The organism is Candidatus Thiothrix sulfatifontis (assembly GCA_022828425.1).
Classification (GTDB): domain Bacteria; phylum Pseudomonadota; class Gammaproteobacteria; order Thiotrichales; family Thiotrichaceae; genus Thiothrix; species Thiothrix sulfatifontis.
Genome location: CP094685.1, coordinates 1,576,923 through 1,593,148, shown reverse-complemented (window position 1 = coordinate 1,593,148; position 16,226 = coordinate 1,576,923). Strand labels below are relative to the sequence as shown.

Here is a 16,226-nt window from a genome sequence, read left to right as displayed (position 1 = left end):
CGTAGCACTTGAGGATTTCCCTATGCAAACCATCGGTATCAAAGAGCTGAAAACCAACCCCGCTGTCTTAACCAAAGCAATGGAAGCCAAAGAACACCTGCTGATTTCCAAACGCGGCAAACCTTTTGCGCTCGCCACGGCGCTGGATGACCCTTTGTTTGATTTAGGCTTAAAAACATGGCTGCTCACCCGCGCCTATGCGGACGGCGGTTTATCCATGGGGCAACTGGCTCGCGCACTGGATAAATCCTATACCGACATCGCCAAGTTACTGAATCTGCTCAATATTCCGGTATTGGATTACGATCTCGCCGATGAACTGGACACGTTGGAAAGCCTCGGATGAGCCACGCCATTATCAGTGACAGCAGCAGCCTGATCATGGTAACGAAACTCGAACGGCTGGATTTGCTTACCAACCTATTCCTGCAAATCTACATTCCCCAACGGGTCGCCGAAGAAATCACGGCCAAGGAAGATCGTGTCGCCCGCGCCGTTTTAAATCACCCCGCCTTTACCGTCATCGCCAGCACTGACCATAGCCTGCTCGCCTTACTGGATGGCACGCTCGACTATGGCGAAGCCGAAGCCATCACTCTAGCGCAAGAAAAACAGTTACTACTGCTAATCGACGAGAAAAAAGGGCGAAAAATTGCCAAGAACATGGGGCTAAAAATCATCGGACTGCTCGGCGTATTGCTAATAAACCAACGACGCGGGCATCTCCTCGTTACGGAAGTATTGGACTTGCTGGCACAAATCAAGCGGATGAATTTCCGCCTGTCCGCCCAACTGGAAAGCGATTTTCTGCAACAACTGCAACGCTGAAAATATCAGCCCGTTTTAATGCCCCGCCTCATACGGCAACGACGAATGGTGCAAGAAAATCACCAGCCGCCCATCCCCCGCCCGCCGATACGCAAACGTAAACTCCACCTTGGTTTCCGCCCTCGTTTTTGCATCGGTAAAATAGTAATTGCCCATCGCCCCCGCCGAATCCACATCCAAAAACACACTGTTATTCTCAAAACGCACCGCCGCCCACGGATGCAGCGCAAACCCATGATCTTCGTGAGAATCACCGCCCACAAAATACGAAATCGCCTGCTCAAACGTTTCGCGGAACTGGTCATGCGCCGCTTTGGTCGGCTTGAACAACACCTTGCCCTCGCCGTAATTGTATAAACGCCGCACCAATGCTTCCGCCGCCGCTTTCGCCGCCGTTGGTTGCGCCGCCAATTTGCCAATCGCCACTAAACCATCCGCCCACGTTTGCTGCGCTTGCAACACTTCCGCCTCGGTAATCGCGGGGTGAATTGCCAGATAATTTGCCAGCCGCACCCCCGTCATAAACGCTTGCACCTTCGCCACATCCTTCACACCGGGCGCGGATTCCACCCCGCTGCTCACATCCACCGCATACACGCGGCTGGTGCGAATTGCTTCCGCCACATTCTCCGCCGTCAACCCGCCCGCCAAAATGATCGGCTTAGGATAATCTTGCGGCACTTGCGTCCAATCAAAGGTTTCGCCCGTGCCACCCGCCGCGCCCGGTGCATGGCTATCCACCAAAAAGCCTTGCGCATCGGGGAAACGCGCCGCATACGCCGCAAAGCCACCCGCCTCCTCCAGCCCTTTCATGCCCACTGCTTTCATATACGGGCGTGAAAATTGGCGGCAATACTCCGGCGTTTCCGAACCGTGGAATTGCAAAATATCCAACGGCACGGCTGCCAATACTTCGCGCACAAAATCCGCCTCCGCATCCAAAAACAAGCCCCCCACGGTCACGAAGGGCGGCATAGCGCGGCAAATCTCCACCGCTTGCGCGATGCTCAAGTTGCGCTTGCTCTTGGGGTAAAACACCAAACCCACTGCATCCACGCCGCTTGCGCCGACCATTGCCGCATCCGTGACTGACGTGATTCCGCAAACTTTTACCCGACAACGCATAGCCATGATTCCTGAGCAATAAAAACCGCAAAGTTACCACAGACAGCTTGTCAGCCAAACAGGAAAGCGCGATGGCATTGCTTTACGATAAGCGCATGTACGCAACATTACCCGACTACAACAGCGCCCTCCCCTTGCCCCGCATGGTCAACATTCCACCGGGACGTTTCCTCATGGGCGGGCTGGATGAACGCGACGACGTGGAAGGCGGTTGCACCCTCAACGAACGCCCGCCGCGTTACGTGTACATTGCCGCCTTTGCATTGGGGCGCTACCCCGTCACCTTTGAAGAATACGATGCGTTTTGCGAGGCAAACCGATTCCCACTCCCCGACGACCAAGGCTGGGGGCGCGGCAAGCATCCGGTGATTAATGTCAGTTGGGACGATGCGCAAGCCTATTGCCGCTGGCTCAGCGCCTTGAACGGCGGGCATTACCGCTTACCTTCCGAAGCCGAATGGGAATACGCCACCCGTGGCGGTACAAACGCCGCATACCCGTGGGGAATGCAGGCAACCGCGCAACACGCCAACCACGCGATGCAGCACGGCATGACCACGCCCGTCGGCACGTACCCCGCGAATGCGTTCGGCTTGCACGACGTGTGCGGCAATGTGTGGGAATGGGTGCAAGATTGCTGGCACGATTCCTACCAGGGCGCCCCCGTCAACGCACAAGCATGGGAAGAAGCAGGCAACCACCACGAGCGCGTGCTGCGTGGCGGTTCGTGGAACGATAGACCGCGCTATTTACGCGCCGCCTACCGGGTCAAGGATTATGCCAGTGGTCGCCAATGTTTTCGTGGCTTCCGCGTGGCGCGTTCGCTTTGATGCGAATTTGAGCTTATTTGAAGATTTCGTTGAAAAACGCCTGCATTCCTGCCCAAGAACGCTGATCCGCTTTTTCATCGTATTTCAGGTTTTCAATGCCGTACTTGCCTGCATTCGGATTGGTGAAACCGTGGCGTACACCGCTGCCATACGCGACAAACTGCCAATCCGCGCCGGTTTTTTCCATCTGTTCCGTAAACTTATTCACCGTCGCAGGCGGCACCATACCATCCGCATTGCCGTGGAACGCCAGCACTTTGGTTTTGATTTCCGTGCCATCCGGTGCAGACGGTAATGAACCGTGGAAACTCACTACGCCGTCAATGTCCGTACCGCTGTAAGCCATTTGCAGGATCGTACCGCCGCCGAAGCAGTAACCAATCGCCGCGAGTTTTGCCGCGTCTACTTTGGCGCTTTTCTTGAGCTGTTCCAAACCCGCGTTGGCGGTGGCACGCCATGCGTCAACGTCGGAGGTTACTTCCGTCATCCATTCCTTGGCTTGCTCTGGCTTATCGGTGGATTTGCCTTCGCCGTACATATCCGCCGCAAACGCGACGTAACCCAGTTTAGCTAAGGCTTCGGCACGGTTTTTGGCGTGATCGTTTAATCCCCACCATTCGTGGATGACTAATACGCCGGGGCGTTTTTCGGTGACGGCATCGTCGTAATACATCTGACCGACGAATTTTGTGCCGTCGTGTTCATATTGCACGGCTTCGCTTTTGACGGCTGCCATGACGTTGCTTGCCAGCAGGGATAAGCCAGCGATTGCCAGCATTGATAGTTTTTTCATGTAACGTTCTCCTTTGGGGTCATCCATACGTTTTTTGCACGTAAGTCTCGACCAATGCCTGAAACTCTTGTGCAATATTGTCGCCTTTCAGCGTAACGGTTTTGTGTCCGTCTTCATAAACGGGGGCAACGGGCACTTCGCCGCTGCCCGGTAAACTGATACCAATGTTAGCGTGTTTGCTTTCGCCCGGCCCATTAACCACACAGCCCATCACCGCGACCGACATGCTTTCCACGCCCGCGTATTGATCTTTCCACACCGGCATTTGCTCGCGCAGCCAGTTTTGAATGTCTTCGGCGAGGTGTTGGAAATAGTCGCTGGAGGTACGCCCACAACCGGGGCAAGCCACCACTTGCGGCGTGAACGAGCGCAAGCCGAGTGCCTGCAAAATTTCCTGTCCAACGATCACTTCTTTTTCACGTTTGGCGTGCGGTTCAGGTGTCAGGGAAATTCGGATGGTGTCGCCAATGCCTTCTTGCAACAAAATCGAAAGCGCGGCGGTGGAATACACAATGCCCTTGCTACCCATACCCGCTTCAGTCAAACCAAGGTGCAACGGGTAATCGCAACGGCTCGCCAAATCGCGGTAAGCCCTTACCAAACCCTGCACTTCGCTCAGTTTGCACGACAAAATAATGTGGTCGTGCGGCAAACCGTATTCTTCGGCTTTGGCAGCACTGGTGAGCGCAGATTCAATCAGCGCGGCGTGCATCACGTCATACAATTCCAGCGGTTGCGCCAGTTTGGAATTGTCATCCAGATTGCGTGCCAGCAATTCCTGATCGAGCGACCCCCAATTCACGCCAATGCGCACCGGCTTGTCGTAACGGCAGGCGAATTCGATCATTTGCGCAAATTGTTCGTCACGCTTTTTGCCACGCCCAACATTGCCGGGGTTAATGCGGTATTTGGCGAGGGCTTGCGCACATTCGGGAACGGCGGTGAGCAGCTTGTGCCCGTTGAAATGGAAATCGCCAATCAGTGGTACATCACAACCCATTTTATCGAGGCGTTCGCGCACTTCGGGGACGGCTTGCGCGGCTTCCAGCGAATTCACGGTAATGCGTACCAACTCCGAGCCAGCGCGGAATAATTCGGCACATTGCGCCGCTGTACGCACCGCATCCGCCGTATCGGTGTTGGTCATGGATTGCACCACGACGGGGAATTCGCCGCCGACGGTGACATTGCCCACCTTCACAGGAACAGTGCGGTGGCGTGGAATAAGGTGATTGTTTGCCATGTTGTTTTCAGTGTGTTGCAAGATTGCAGACATTATGCCCTATCGTGCGATAATTGGCAGTGACAGGATTATTTTGGCGGGACTATGCGAACACTTTTTTCTTTGATCGAATCACCGATGCACCCCAACTTCAGTGTGTTGTATCAGCAACTTGGCATCGCGGAACAACGTTTCACTGCCGCTCGCAAGCTGCACAAAGCGCTGCAACAACAGCCGCCGGATTTTCTGGTCGGCGAATTTATCTACGGCTTTGGCAACAACTACGCGGGCGCGAATGTGTGCAATTTGGATGTCACCCTACGCGCCTTGCAGCGTTTTTCACCGCATACCAACGTGATTGTTTTAGTCCCTCCGAATGAAGCGCCATACGTGGAGAAGTTGTTGGAATTATTTCCCATTCACGCTGTGCTTACCTACCCCGTCAACCCGCAAGCCATGCAGGATGCCTTACAAATCCTTTTGTAAATCCGCCACCAATGCCGCAATCACCTCACCCAACGCCTGATTCAAGGCTTCGACAATTTTGCCTGTGCTGACTGGCACAGCGTCTTTGCGGACAGCATAGCGGTGCTGACCCAGCAAATGCTGATCCGTCACCCGTACCAGAGAAGCGTCCATCACGACTTCCACCGCTGCATCGTCCTTAGCATCCTTGGGGTATTCCGCCTGAAAATCAGCAACCCGCAGCAGCAATTTGTAATTGCCCTCCTGACCCAACATTTGCTCGGAAACGGCTTGAAAACCGTCACTACGCGCCAAAGCGTCCAGTATCACCGCGTGCAAATAAACCGACAAATCATCCGGCCAACGGCTCTGCGCAATAAAATCCTGCTGCAAGGGCGATTTGATCAACACAATCCGCTCACTATCCAATGCAGGGCTGACCATCACTTTCGGCACATACAGATTAACGGCAAGCCGCTGCGATGCCGTAGCAACCGACGGCGCTAAACGGTAAGTTTGCTCAACCGGCAAATCACTTTTCAACGGCACAGAACACGCGGACAACAACACCAATAACAACACAAACACCCAATGATTCATCGTGGCAACTCCGTTCCCTGTGGCACAGGCTGATAAATAAGCTGCGAAGGATTTTGCTCCAACGCATCGCTCAACTGGCGCACCGACACCGCTGTCCGGCGTGATTCTTCCAGTAATTGCTTGAGGTTTTCACCCCCTTCGCCCAACAACTCATTCAAGCGTCCTTCGTTATTCACCACCACGCGATCGAGGTCTTTTGCCAAGGTATCCACCCGCTGCGAAGTTTGCGCAAGCGATGTCAGGGTGGTCTGCAACGCCTGCATATTGCCTGCCAAACCCTTTTCTGACTGCTTGACTGCACTCTCCACGCTCGTGACCAACGCACCAAGTTCGTGGCTGACTTGATTCAAGTTCGCGATCAGTTCGGGAATCTTGGTGGTGGCCGCATCCAAGTTGGTAAGTACGCCAGCAAAATGTTGACGGTTATCAGCACTTAAAACTTCATTCGCGGCACTCAGCAACACCGACAAATTCTTTTCCAAATCCGGCAATTTTTGCACCAAAGCATCCAGTTCCGTCGGTTTGGTCGGAATCACGGGGAATTCCTGCCCAGCATCCAACGTTAAGGTGTTGGCGGGCACAACATCATCCTGCGCCAGATTCACAAACGGCACCCCCGTCAAACCTTGTTGGCGCAAGGTGGCAACGGTTGCCGCATTCACTGGCGTGCGGGTTTCCAGCTTCACACGCACGGCCACACGCGCAGAATTATCAGGCAACAAAAACACGTCGGATACTTCGCCCATTTTTATTCCCATGTAACGCACTTCACTGCCACGCTGCAAACCTTCCACCGGCGTATCAAAATGAATGTCATACGTCACAGTCACCTCGGCAGGCTTATCGTAGAACAAGCCTGCGAAAAGAAACCCTGCAACGGCGATCACCAGCGTGAATAAGCCAACCAACAAATAATGCGCATCACGTTCCATCACGGTTTCCTCATCAGGGTTTGCGCACGCACGCCGCTGAAATATTGCTGTATCTGCGGGTGGGGATTAGCCAAAATTTCCGGCAAAGTTCCCACCACCACGTGTTTATCCACCAGCATAGCGATGCGCTCACAGGTTGAGAATAAACTGTTCAGATCATGCGTCACCATGACAACCGTCAGCTTGAGGTGCCGGTGCAAGGTGCTAATGAGCGCATCGAATTCATCGGCAGATACCGGGTCAAGCCCAGAAGTCGGCTCATCCAGAAACAGTACCACCGGGTCTAACACCAAGGCACGCGCCAAAGCCACGCGCTTCACCATACCACCGGATAATTCAGCGGGAAATTTGTGCACCACCGTCGCATCCAACCCCACCATTTGCAGCCGCACTAACATCAACGCATGGCACTCTTGCGCTGTCAAACTGGAAAATTCGCGCAACGGAAACTGGATATTATCCCCCACGCTTAATGATGAAAATAACGCACCCCGCTGAAACATCACCCCCCATTGCTGGTTCAAACGCACCAACTCATGGGGCGGCAAGCGAGTTAAATCCTGATCATTAAAATAAATTTCCCCGCTGTGAGGCGGGTTCAACCCTAGAATCGTGCGCAACAATACCGACTTGCCCGACCCTGAGCCACCGACAATCCCCAACACTTCGCCTTGGGCAATATCAAGGTTCAAATCGTCGTGCACGCGCTGCGTACCGAATTGATTGACGAGCTTGCGAATGCTAATTAACGTTTTCACGCCTAAAACCCCAAGCGATAAAACAATACCGAAAATAGTGCATCCAACAGTAATACCACAAAAATCGCATCCACCACCGCTTTAGTGGTGTGTTCCCCCAAACTAGCCGAGGAACCCGTGACGCGCATTCCCTGCCAACACGCAATCAAGGCAATCACCAACGCAAAAAACGGGGCTTTGATCAAACCTGCCGCCAAGGTACGAAAATCCACGTTTTCCGATACCCGCACAAAAAATTGCACAAACGAAATATCCAAGATCACCGATGAAATCAATGCCGCCGCCGCTAACGCCATGATATTTGCCAACACCGTCAACAAAGGCAAGGCAATCACCAACGCCACCAAGCGCGGCACGACCAGAATCACGAACGGGTCTTTGCCCATCACCTGCAAGGCATCCACCTCCTGATTGGTTTTCATCAAGCCAATTTCTGCCGCGAACGCACTGCCTGACCGCCCTGCCACCATGATCGCCGTCAGTAATACGCCGAGTTCGCGCAGCACGGAAATCGCTACCATATCCACCGTGTAGATTTCCGCCCCCAAATCGCGCAATTGCCCGCCGCCTTGGTAAGTGATCACAATGCTGATCAGGCAAGCAATCAACGCCACGATGGGAATCGCACTCACGCCGGTGGTAAAGACGTGATGGAACATTGAGCGGATGCGGAATAAGTGCGGGGAGAATAAACACGTGAAGAGCGCGACGAGGCTGTGCCCGAAGAAAGTGACAAAGGAACGCAGGGTAGTAAGCGTATGAGAAAGCGATAAAGAAGGCGAATGGTATACGCTCCCTTCCTTCCCTTTACTCTCAAAATACCCTAAATATTCGGAGGGGAAATGCTCGAAACGGACGCTGTAACCTTGCCGCATCCAGCGTTGCGCCTGCTGATAAACAAACCAAGCAGCGGTTACATCCAGCCGCGCCACCGCTAGTGCATCCACCACCAGCGGCGTACCCGCAACCGGCTGAACCTGTTGCAAGGTTATTTTAATCGCAGCAACTTGCGCAAACGTCCACTCACCCTGCAAATGCAGGTTTAACGCTCCCGCTTGTGTTTCCTGCTGTAGTTTAATCATTGTTATACTGAAATTCCTCGCGAGTGGTTAACCACTCTTGTCCACACAATAGCAGTGAGAAACCCGAATGGGAATGCGTAATAACAAATTGGATCAATGGCTACAAGCCGGACTCATCACCCCCGCGCAACACGCCAACATTCTCAACTTTGAAGCCAAGCAACGCCCACCTACCAACGGCTGGCTGTACAGCTTCATGGTGCTAGGTGCAGCAATTATCGGGCTGGGCATCCTCTCCCTGATCGCTGCAAATTGGACGCATATCCCCGATAGCTTCAAATTAGGGGTGGATTTCGCCCTGCTGGGTTTGTTAGCCATCGGTATTTACACGCAATACCCGCAGCGGCAACACGGCGTATGGTTCGAGGTCTTGCTGGCAGGTTTTCTGGTGCTGTGTTTAGCCAGTATCGGGCTGATTGCGGACATTTTTGAGGTCAGCGGCAAGTGGTATCACGCGCTGCTGTTCTGGGCATTCAGCACGTTTTTACTGATTTTGTTTGCGCGGCACTTATGGACTCGGCTGTTTTGGGTAACGTTATTTGTGCAAGGCATGTGCTGGAGTTTGGTGACTGCCAGCAGTGTGGAAAGCGGGCAATGGCTGGAAAAACTGCCAGCGGTGTTCTTACTCGCGCCCTTGCTAAGCGCGGTGCTGTATTACGCAGCCACGCACCTGAAAGCGTTGTATAGCTTGCGCAGTAGCCTGTTTTTTTGGTTTCAACTCAGTGCCATCTGTGCGTTAGCGTTTGCGGATATTGCGCGTTCGGGCGGGGAATTGGCGGATTATCCGCTGGCATGGTTTCTGCCCGCTTACGTGATGGCAGGGCTATTGGCACTCGGCATTGTGTTGCACACGGAATACCGTTGGCTCAATCGCGGGTTATTGCTGGGTGCATTGGGCTTGTTATTGCTGTATTACCACCCGGATTTAGTGTTCAGCGGGCAAAGCCGTTACACCTTATTTGGCTCTGAAGCACAGGAAGCGGTGAGTTTTTGGCAAGCCGATGATTTACGAGCGCCCTTGCTGACGCTGGCGATTCTGTTTTTGTATGCCCTGCACGCCGGGAATAGCGGGCATCAACGCACCTTTAATGTGGTGACATTTTTGATCGGGTTACGCTTTGTGATTCTGTATTTTCAGGCAATGGGCGGATTAGCGGCAACTGGCGTGGGACTGATTTTGTCGGGCAGTTTGATCATTGGCATTACGTGGTTGTGGTATCGCGGGCGCGACCGTCTGCACGCTTGGGCAAAGGGGTTACGCGCATGAAACGCCAACATTGGTTACTAATCGCTTTGCTGTTACCGATTTTAGCACTGGGGGTTTATGCTTATTGGGCTTCCCACGGTTCCCCGTCTGTGCCCATTTCCGGCACATCCAGCACCAAGTCGGTGGTGGGATAACCCACACAGAATAGACCCATGCCAGCCGCCGCGTCTTCTTCAAACAGCGCCAGCGGCTCGCCGTCGGGGTAATGCATTGCCCCTGACACGATTTTACCCAGACACACGCCACATACCCCGCCACCACACCCCCACGGCACGGGAATGTCTTGCCGTAAAGCGGCTTGCAATACCGTTTCCCCTGCCCTGACGTCGAATTGAAACGGGGTTTGCAAAATGGTGACGCGGTATTTCATGGGCGGCTTACTTGGGGAATTTGTAGTAGGTTTCGTTCAGGAAGGCGGTCACATTATCCAAATCTTCATCGAACAGTTTTGTGCCCAAGTTGGCATCACAGCGGCGCACTTGCCCTGCCAACATCGTCAAATCCGTCATCTTGCGGTCAGCACGGGTATAGACGCCGGAATCGTGGCAACCGATGCAATTAGCATCGTGAATCGCCTGACCGGGGTGTCCACCAGCGGCAACCACGGGTGCCGTTGCGGGAGCAGGTGCAGTCGATGCGCTTGCCTGCGTGGTTTGTGCGGCGGGTTTAGCGGCTTCGGTTGCGGGCGCACTCGCTTTTTCGCCGCAAGCACTGAGGGTAAAAACTAACGCTAATAGCGGTAACATGAGGATTTTTTTCATGGGAATTCTCCATTCCATTTATAATAAACGCCCTGTAGTATGCCGCAAATCTTGGTTGAAACGAAATCCTGTATCCGTGACACGTGTTTTCTACACTTTGGCTCTTTATCTGTTGGTGCCGGTAATGGTGCTGCGTTTGTTATGGCGTAGTCGCCAGCAATCTGCGTACCGGCAACGGCTGGCGGAACGTTTCGGCTACGTCGCCGCACGTACCGACATCACGCGACCGTGCATCTGGATACACAGCGTCTCGGTGGGTGAAACCATTGCGGCACGTCCGCTGGTCGAACACTTGCTACGCACCCACCCCACCCATCAGTTGTGGATCACCACCACCACTCCTACTGGCTCAGACACGGTGAAACGGCTGTATGGCACGCGGGTATTGCACAGTTATTTCCCCTACGATTTGCCCGGTGCGTTGCAACGCACGTTGCAACGGATACAGCCGCAACTGGTGCTGATCATGGAAACCGAAATCTGGCCGAATCTGTATCACGCTTGCCAGCGACAGCAGATTCCCTTGCTGCTGCTGAATGCGCGGTTGTCGCAACGCTCATTCCAACGTTACCGCAAACTTCAGGCGTTGACCCGCCCTACCCTTGGCACTATTCGCTGGATTGGCGCAAGAAGCACGCAAGATGCAGACTATTTCCAACAACTTGGGGCGGATGCGGCGCGGATAGGTGTCTGTGGCAATCTGAAGTTTGCCCTGCAAATTCCCGCCGATCTACGGAAAAACGCGCAAGCACTCAAACAAACCTGGGGAACACGCCCGGTAATCGTGGCAGGTAGCACCCATGCCGGTGAAGATGAACCACTGTTGCGCGTGTTTGCCCGCTTGTGTGAAGTAGTTATCCCGAATGCATTACTGGTGCTCGTGCCGCGTCACCCCGAACGGTTTGAGGCCGTGTATCAGCACTGTGTCGCGGCACAATTTAACACCGTGCGCCGCAGCGCCGGTACACCGCTCAGTAGCACTACCCAAATTTTGCTAGGTGATAGCATGGGCGAATTGCTGCTGTGGTATGCGCTGGCAGATATAGCCTTCATCGGCGGCAGTTTAATACCGCGTGGCGGGCATAATCCGCTGGAAGCCGCCGCGTTTGGCGTACCGCTGCTCAGTGGGCAATACACGCACAATTTCACCGACTTATTTCCCCCCTTGTACGCCAATGGCGGCGCAATCGAAGTAGCGGATGAAACCGCGCTATACACCCAATGCCTGAACTGGTTACAAGACAACGCCAGCCGCCAGCAAGCCGGAGCACAAGCCGCTAACTTTTTCGCCCAACACCAAGGCGTGGTGGAATGCCTCATGCAACACCTCAGTCCCTATTTGGCAGAGACACGCTAAAATGTCGACCCCGAAGCGCATTCTGGTCATTATTCGGCGTTCCAATGGCGATGTGCTGTTAGCCTCCCCACTGCTGCAACATCTGGCAGCGCATTATCCGGGTGCCAGCATCGAACTGTTGGTCAACGACGATACCCTCGGCATTGCCAAAGCCTTGCAGCCGGTGCAACGCATCCATGTGTATTCGTACCAATGGAAAAAGCTACCGCTTAGGCAACGTTTGCGCCAGCAAATCGCCTTGCTCCGCCAATTATGGCAACGCTACGATCTGGCAATTTCCCTAACCACCACCGATAGCAGCGTGTTGTATGCCCGCTTATTCGGGCGGCAAGCCATTAGTGCGGTAGATGCCAAACCGCGCAAAAGCGGGTGGAAAAAGCAACTACTGACCGGCTATTACACCCTAGACCCACACCAGCACGTCGTCCTCAATAATCTGCAAGCTTTACGCCCGTTAGGAATCCCCCTTAGCACAGTGGAATGCCAAGTGCATTATTCCCCGCAAGCCAAAGCAGCCATGCTGGAAAAACTCCGCGCACACGGCATTGAACGCTTTATTATTTTTCACCCTTCCGCCCAGTACGGTTACAAGATTTACCCGGAAAACCTGCGCCATCAATTGTTAGCGCACCTGCACCGCTTGGGCATTGCCATTGTGGTCACGGGCGCAAGCACCGCGCTGGATCAGCACATCAAAGCCGCGTTACCGACGCTAGAGCGTGTGTACGATTTCATCGGCGCAACCAGTCTGGATGAATACATCGCCCTCAGCGATCTCGCCCTCGCTTACGTCGGCGGTGACACCCTGAATATGCACATTGCGGCTGCCCAAAACAAACGCATTTTTGCGATTTTTGGCCCCACCTTGCTGCCGCTGTGGTCGCCTTGGAGCAATGCCTTGCAGCGTGCCGCGACAGTCAGCCAAGCGGCGCAAACTTACGGCAATATCACCGTATTTCAAGCCGCTCTCCCCTGCGTACCTTGCGGGCAAGCCGGTTGCAATAATCAACACGGTGTCAGCGAATGCCTGACACACATTGACCCCGGCAGGATTGCTGCCGCCGTGCGTGACTGGCTCACCCTAACCCAACCGGATCGCCCCCATGACCAAGATTAGCGGACTCGTGATTACGTATAACGAGGAACGGCATATTCGCGCCTGCCTCGAATCACTGTGGCCAGTTTGCGATGAAATCATCGTCGTCGATTCACTCAGCACCGATGCAACCGTAGCGATTGCCACCGAAATGGGCGCAACTGTCTACCCACAAGCATTTTTAGGTTACGGCCCCCAAAAAAACCACGGGCTAAGCCACTGCCATCATGCATGGGTATTGAGTTTGGATGCGGATGAACGCTTGGATACCGATGCCGTCAACCCCATCCAACAGCTTGACCTCGCCAAACACCCTGATGCAGCGTACAGCTTGCGCCGCAAAAACCTGTTTCATGGCAAATGGATACGCTGTACTTCATGGTATCCCGACCAAGTGGTGCGTTTATTTAACCGCGAACACGCCCAGTTTTCCGCCGCACAATGCCATGAAAAAGTCGAAACCAACCGCCACACCGCCTTGGATGCGCACATCATCCATTACTCCTACACCGACTACCACGACATGCTCCACAAGCTAAATAAATATTCCACTCAGTATGCGCTCGATCAGGCAGGCAAGAAAAAAGTCAGCGTGTTCGCGCCCCCCTTGCACGGGCTGTTTGCGTTTCTCAAAAATTACCTGCTGAAAGGCGGTATCGGCTGCGGCTTTGATGGCTTGACGATTTCATTACTGAATGCACTGGGGTCTTACCTCAAATACGCCAAACTGTTAGAACAACAACGTTACGGCGGGGGTAAACCGTGAAAGTCAGCGGGTGTACATTTATTCGCAACGGGCAAATTCTGGGGTACCCGTTTATCGCCTCCATCCAATCCGTGCTGCCGATTGTGGATGAATTCGTCATTGTGGTCGGGCAAAGCGAAGACGATACCTTGCAAATTCTCCGCGACCTCCACGAACCCAAAATCCGCATTATCGAAACGGTGTGGAATGACCACATGCGTGTCAAAGGTTACGTCTACGGGCAACAAAAAATGATCGCGCAATTTGCCTGCACTGGCGACTGGATTTTCTACCTGGAAGCGGATGAAGTGGTGCATGAAAACGACTTGCCGCGCATTCAAGCCAGTATGCAACAACACCTGCACGATGAGCGCGTCGAAGCCCTAACCTTTGATTACCTGCACTTTTACGGCAATGCCAACACCTATTTGTGGTCGCCGGGCTGGTATCGCCGCGCCCCAAGCATCATTAAAGCCTCGGTCAGAAGTTACGCCCCCGACGGTTTGTTTTGGCTGGTCTTAGCCTCCAACAAACACGGGCGTTACCCCAACGCCGCGCACACTGGCGCAACCATCTACCACTACGGCTGGATCAGAAGCGAAGCGCAAATGAACCTCAAAGCCAGTTGGGTGGAAAAATATTGGAACAAACGCAATGCCGCAATTGATTACCGCGAGATGGATGCCCGCATTTTGCGCGAATTCAACGGCACTCACCCGGCTGTGGTACAAGATTGGCTCCCCGCCGCCGCTGGTTTATTTCAAACCAACCCCGCGTATCGCCCCACTCGCAAACAACAAAAACACGGGTGGATGCTGCATCTGGAACGCTGGTTTGGGCTAGAACTCAGCAAAAAACACTACCGCCTCATTCATTCAGTAAAGCGGTAGCGATTGCCACATTGTCCCGCAGGTGCTTGGGATTCAACGTCCCCAGCACCACACTGGTGACACCTTGCTGGGCAAAAATAAACGCCAATGCTTGTTCCACTGGATTGCCGCTGCTTGCGCCGAGCTTATCCAAATGCCCGCTGGCAAAGGCTTTTTTCACCAGCACCGCTTTGTGTTGCGCCGCCGCTGCTTCCAGCACGGGCAATTCATCGGTATACACCGGATTGTAAGCCGCCATCACCACATCACAGCCGAGTTCATACGCCAGCAATGCGCCTTCCACCGTTTTGGAGGAAATGCCCACCGTGCGAATCCAGCCTTGCTGCTGCATGGCTAACAGCGTATCCAGCACCGCTTCCTCGCGCAAAATCCGCACATCATCACCGTCCGAATGAATCAGCACCATGTCGAGGTAATCGGTTTTCAGCAAACGTAGGCTGTTTTCCACGCTCTGGCGCGTCCCTGCGGCGCTGAAATCAAAGTGGGATTCGCCATCGGCAAACCGTTCCCCCACTTTGGTTTCGATCACCCATTCGTGACGGGCATTCGGCAATAACTTGCCAATACGTGCTTCACTCAAGCCGTAAGCAGGCGCGGTATCCAGCAAGTTAATCCCAAGATCGAACGCCAGCGCGAGCAATTCCCGCACCTCGCGATCCGTGGGCAATTCAAAGCCTTGCGGGTATTTCACCCCCTGATTGCGCCCGAACTTCACCGTTCCCAAGCCCAGAGGACTCACCGCAATGCCCGTATTCGCTACCAGACGCTTTTCCATCATCCAAAAATATCCTTGTAGCTGGCATACACCGCACCCATCATGACTGGAATCAGCACAATAAACCCTAACATGAGTGGAATCGCCGCTAAAAATGTCAAACCTAGATAAATCAACGCGAATATCACGAATGGTAAAGCGTTAGCCCATGCGCCTTGAAAGCTGGCTTTGACCGCAGCCACCGCCGTCATGCCTTCAAAAACAACCAGTGCAGGTGCGTAGGCAAATAACATCCCCGTGCCCAAACTAATCATCAGTAGGAAAATCAACTTGCTGCTATTGATATTCAACGTGGAAAACCCAGTAATGTCATCCATCATAATCATGTCGCCCACCAACAGCTTGCCCAGCAAGGTAGCAACAAAGCTCGCTCCAATCATGAGTACGCCCACTGTCAACAACTGATTACGGATAGGCTCATTTTTCAACACATTGAGTGCATCGTCTATTTTAACCGTTTTGCCGGTGTACGCTTGCTTGACCGCCAACAACATTCCACCAACCAATAGAGGCATAACCAAATTTATTAACAAACTACCGATGAAGGGTAACAAGCGTCCCAACACGATGATGCCGAACAACAAACCCATCAGCGCCCAAGTTGCCGGGTTTGACATAAACACCTGCCAACCCTGCTTAAACCATTGAATCGCTTGCAATGGGTCAACACTTCTGACTTTCAGCATCGGGAAACTCCCTT

At 53.6% G+C, this 16,226-nt stretch carries 18 protein-coding genes and 2 pseudogenes; 9 read left to right on the top strand and 11 right to left on the bottom strand.

All coding sequences use genetic code 11. The features are described from left to right. The first annotated feature begins 22 nt into the window (after nt 1–22). A complete protein-coding gene (locus L3K52_08290; GenBank protein UOG93711.1) occupies nt 23–346 on the top strand; it encodes a type II toxin-antitoxin system Phd/YefM family antitoxin in 324 nt (107 codons plus the stop codon). Beyond that, nucleotides 343–828, top strand: coding sequence for a hypothetical protein (locus L3K52_08285; GenBank protein UOG93710.1), 486 nt, complete (start codon nt 343–345; stop codon nt 826–828). The genes L3K52_08290 and L3K52_08285 overlap by 4 nt, the downstream gene beginning before the upstream one ends. A 519-nt stretch (nt 829–1,347) precedes the next feature. Here L3K52_08285 and L3K52_08280 read toward each other — a convergent pair. Then, a pseudogene (locus L3K52_08280) lies at nt 1,348–1,953 on the bottom strand (phosphoribosylanthranilate isomerase). Between the two features lie 71 nt (nt 1,954–2,024). On the opposite strand from L3K52_08280, the gene L3K52_08275 reads away from it, so the two are divergent. Then, nucleotides 2,025–2,783 carry a formylglycine-generating enzyme family protein gene (locus L3K52_08275; GenBank protein UOG93709.1) on the top strand — a complete coding sequence of 253 codons (759 nt, stop codon included), beginning with the start codon at nt 2,025–2,027 and terminating at the stop codon, nt 2,781–2,783. Between the two features lie 13 nt (nt 2,784–2,796). Here the strand turns inward: L3K52_08275 and L3K52_08270 are convergent, their stop codons facing one another. Next, a complete protein-coding gene (locus L3K52_08270) occupies nt 2,797–3,576 on the bottom strand; it encodes a dienelactone hydrolase family protein (protein ID UOG93708.1) in 780 nt (259 codons plus the stop codon). A gap of 19 nt (nt 3,577–3,595) precedes the next feature. After that, nucleotides 3,596–4,819 (bottom strand): flavodoxin-dependent (E)-4-hydroxy-3-methylbut-2-enyl-diphosphate synthase, encoded by a 1,224-nt coding sequence (gene ispG, locus L3K52_08265; GenBank protein ID UOG93982.1) that lies wholly within the window; start codon nt 4,817–4,819, stop codon nt 3,596–3,598. Between the two features lie 84 nt (nt 4,820–4,903). Between ispG and L3K52_08260 the strand changes: the two genes are divergently transcribed. Further along, entirely contained in the window at nt 4,904–5,284 is a 381-nt protein-coding gene (locus L3K52_08260) for a hypothetical protein (GenBank protein ID UOG93707.1), read from the top strand. Here L3K52_08260 and L3K52_08255 read toward each other — a convergent pair. Genes L3K52_08255 through L3K52_08240 form a run of 4 tightly spaced genes read right to left on the bottom strand, consistent with a single transcriptional unit; the run spans nt 5,267 to nt 8,635 of the window. Further along, entirely contained in the window at nt 5,267–5,863 is a 597-nt protein-coding gene (locus L3K52_08255) for an ABC-type transport auxiliary lipoprotein family protein (GenBank protein UOG93706.1), read from the bottom strand. The two genes, L3K52_08260 and L3K52_08255, sit on opposite strands and share 18 nt — an antisense overlap. Then, nucleotides 5,860–6,795, bottom strand: coding sequence for an MlaD family protein (locus L3K52_08250; GenBank protein UOG93705.1), 936 nt, complete (start codon nt 6,793–6,795; stop codon nt 5,860–5,862). Before L3K52_08250 ends, L3K52_08255 begins: the two co-directional genes overlap by 4 nt. Beyond that, the gene (locus L3K52_08245; GenBank protein UOG93704.1) at nt 6,795–7,553 is read right to left on the bottom strand and encodes an ABC transporter ATP-binding protein; all 759 of its coding nucleotides are present in this window, start codon (nt 7,551–7,553) and stop codon (nt 6,795–6,797) included. Before L3K52_08245 ends, L3K52_08250 begins: the two co-directional genes overlap by 1 nt. Before the next feature lie 2 nt (nt 7,554–7,555). After that, nucleotides 7,556–8,635, bottom strand: coding sequence for an MlaE family lipid ABC transporter permease subunit (locus tag L3K52_08240; GenBank protein UOG93703.1), 1,080 nt, complete (start codon nt 8,633–8,635; stop codon nt 7,556–7,558). Between the two features lie 73 nt (nt 8,636–8,708). On the opposite strand from L3K52_08240, the gene L3K52_08235 reads away from it, so the two are divergent. Further along, nucleotides 8,709–9,902 (top strand): DUF2157 domain-containing protein, encoded by a 1,194-nt coding sequence (locus L3K52_08235; GenBank protein ID UOG93702.1) that lies wholly within the window; start codon nt 8,709–8,711, stop codon nt 9,900–9,902. A 61-nt stretch (nt 9,903–9,963) separates the two neighbouring features. Here the strand turns inward: L3K52_08235 and L3K52_08230 are convergent, their stop codons facing one another. Together L3K52_08230 and L3K52_08225 are read right to left on the bottom strand one after the other, a co-directional pair. After that, nucleotides 9,964–10,272 carry a 2Fe-2S iron-sulfur cluster-binding protein gene (locus L3K52_08230; protein ID UOG93701.1) on the bottom strand — a complete coding sequence of 103 codons (309 nt, stop codon included), beginning with the start codon at nt 10,270–10,272 and terminating at the stop codon, nt 9,964–9,966. 7 nt (nt 10,273–10,279) lie between these two features. Continuing rightward, nucleotides 10,280–10,663, bottom strand: a complete 384-nt coding sequence (locus L3K52_08225; GenBank protein UOG93700.1) for a hypothetical protein — start codon at nt 10,661–10,663, stop codon at nt 10,280–10,282. A 76-nt stretch (nt 10,664–10,739) separates the two neighbouring features. On the opposite strand from L3K52_08225, the gene waaA reads away from it, so the two are divergent. The 4 genes and pseudogenes from waaA to L3K52_08205 all read left to right on the top strand — a co-directional run bounded on the left by waaA (nt 10,740) and on the right by L3K52_08205 (nt 14,751). Next, entirely contained in the window at nt 10,740–12,020 is a 1,281-nt protein-coding gene (gene waaA / locus L3K52_08220; protein ID UOG93699.1) for a lipid IV(A) 3-deoxy-D-manno-octulosonic acid transferase, read from the top strand. A 1-nt stretch (nt 12,021) separates the two neighbouring features. After that, complete coding sequence (locus tag L3K52_08215) at nt 12,022–13,137, top strand: lipopolysaccharide heptosyltransferase (protein ID UOG93698.1); 1,116 nt, start codon at nt 12,022–12,024, stop codon at nt 13,135–13,137. Nucleotides 13,138–13,144: 7 nt separating this feature from the next. Further along, nucleotides 13,145–13,882, top strand: a pseudogene (locus tag L3K52_08210) (glycosyltransferase family 2 protein). Beyond that, nucleotides 13,879–14,751, top strand: a complete 873-nt coding sequence (locus L3K52_08205; protein ID UOG93697.1) for a glycosyltransferase family 2 protein — start codon at nt 13,879–13,881, stop codon at nt 14,749–14,751. The pseudogene L3K52_08210 and the gene L3K52_08205 overlap by 4 nt, the downstream one beginning before the upstream one ends. Here the strand turns inward: L3K52_08205 and L3K52_08200 are convergent. Together L3K52_08200 and L3K52_08195 are read right to left on the bottom strand one after the other, a co-directional pair. Continuing rightward, nucleotides 14,729–15,526 (bottom strand): aldo/keto reductase, encoded by a 798-nt coding sequence (locus tag L3K52_08200; GenBank protein ID UOG93981.1) that lies wholly within the window; start codon nt 15,524–15,526, stop codon nt 14,729–14,731. The two genes, L3K52_08205 and L3K52_08200, sit on opposite strands and share 23 nt — an antisense overlap. Further along, complete coding sequence (locus tag L3K52_08195) at nt 15,526–16,212, bottom strand: hypothetical protein (protein ID UOG93696.1); 687 nt, start codon at nt 16,210–16,212, stop codon at nt 15,526–15,528. The genes L3K52_08200 and L3K52_08195 overlap by 1 nt, the downstream gene beginning before the upstream one ends. Between the last annotated feature and the right edge of the window lie 14 nt (nt 16,213–16,226).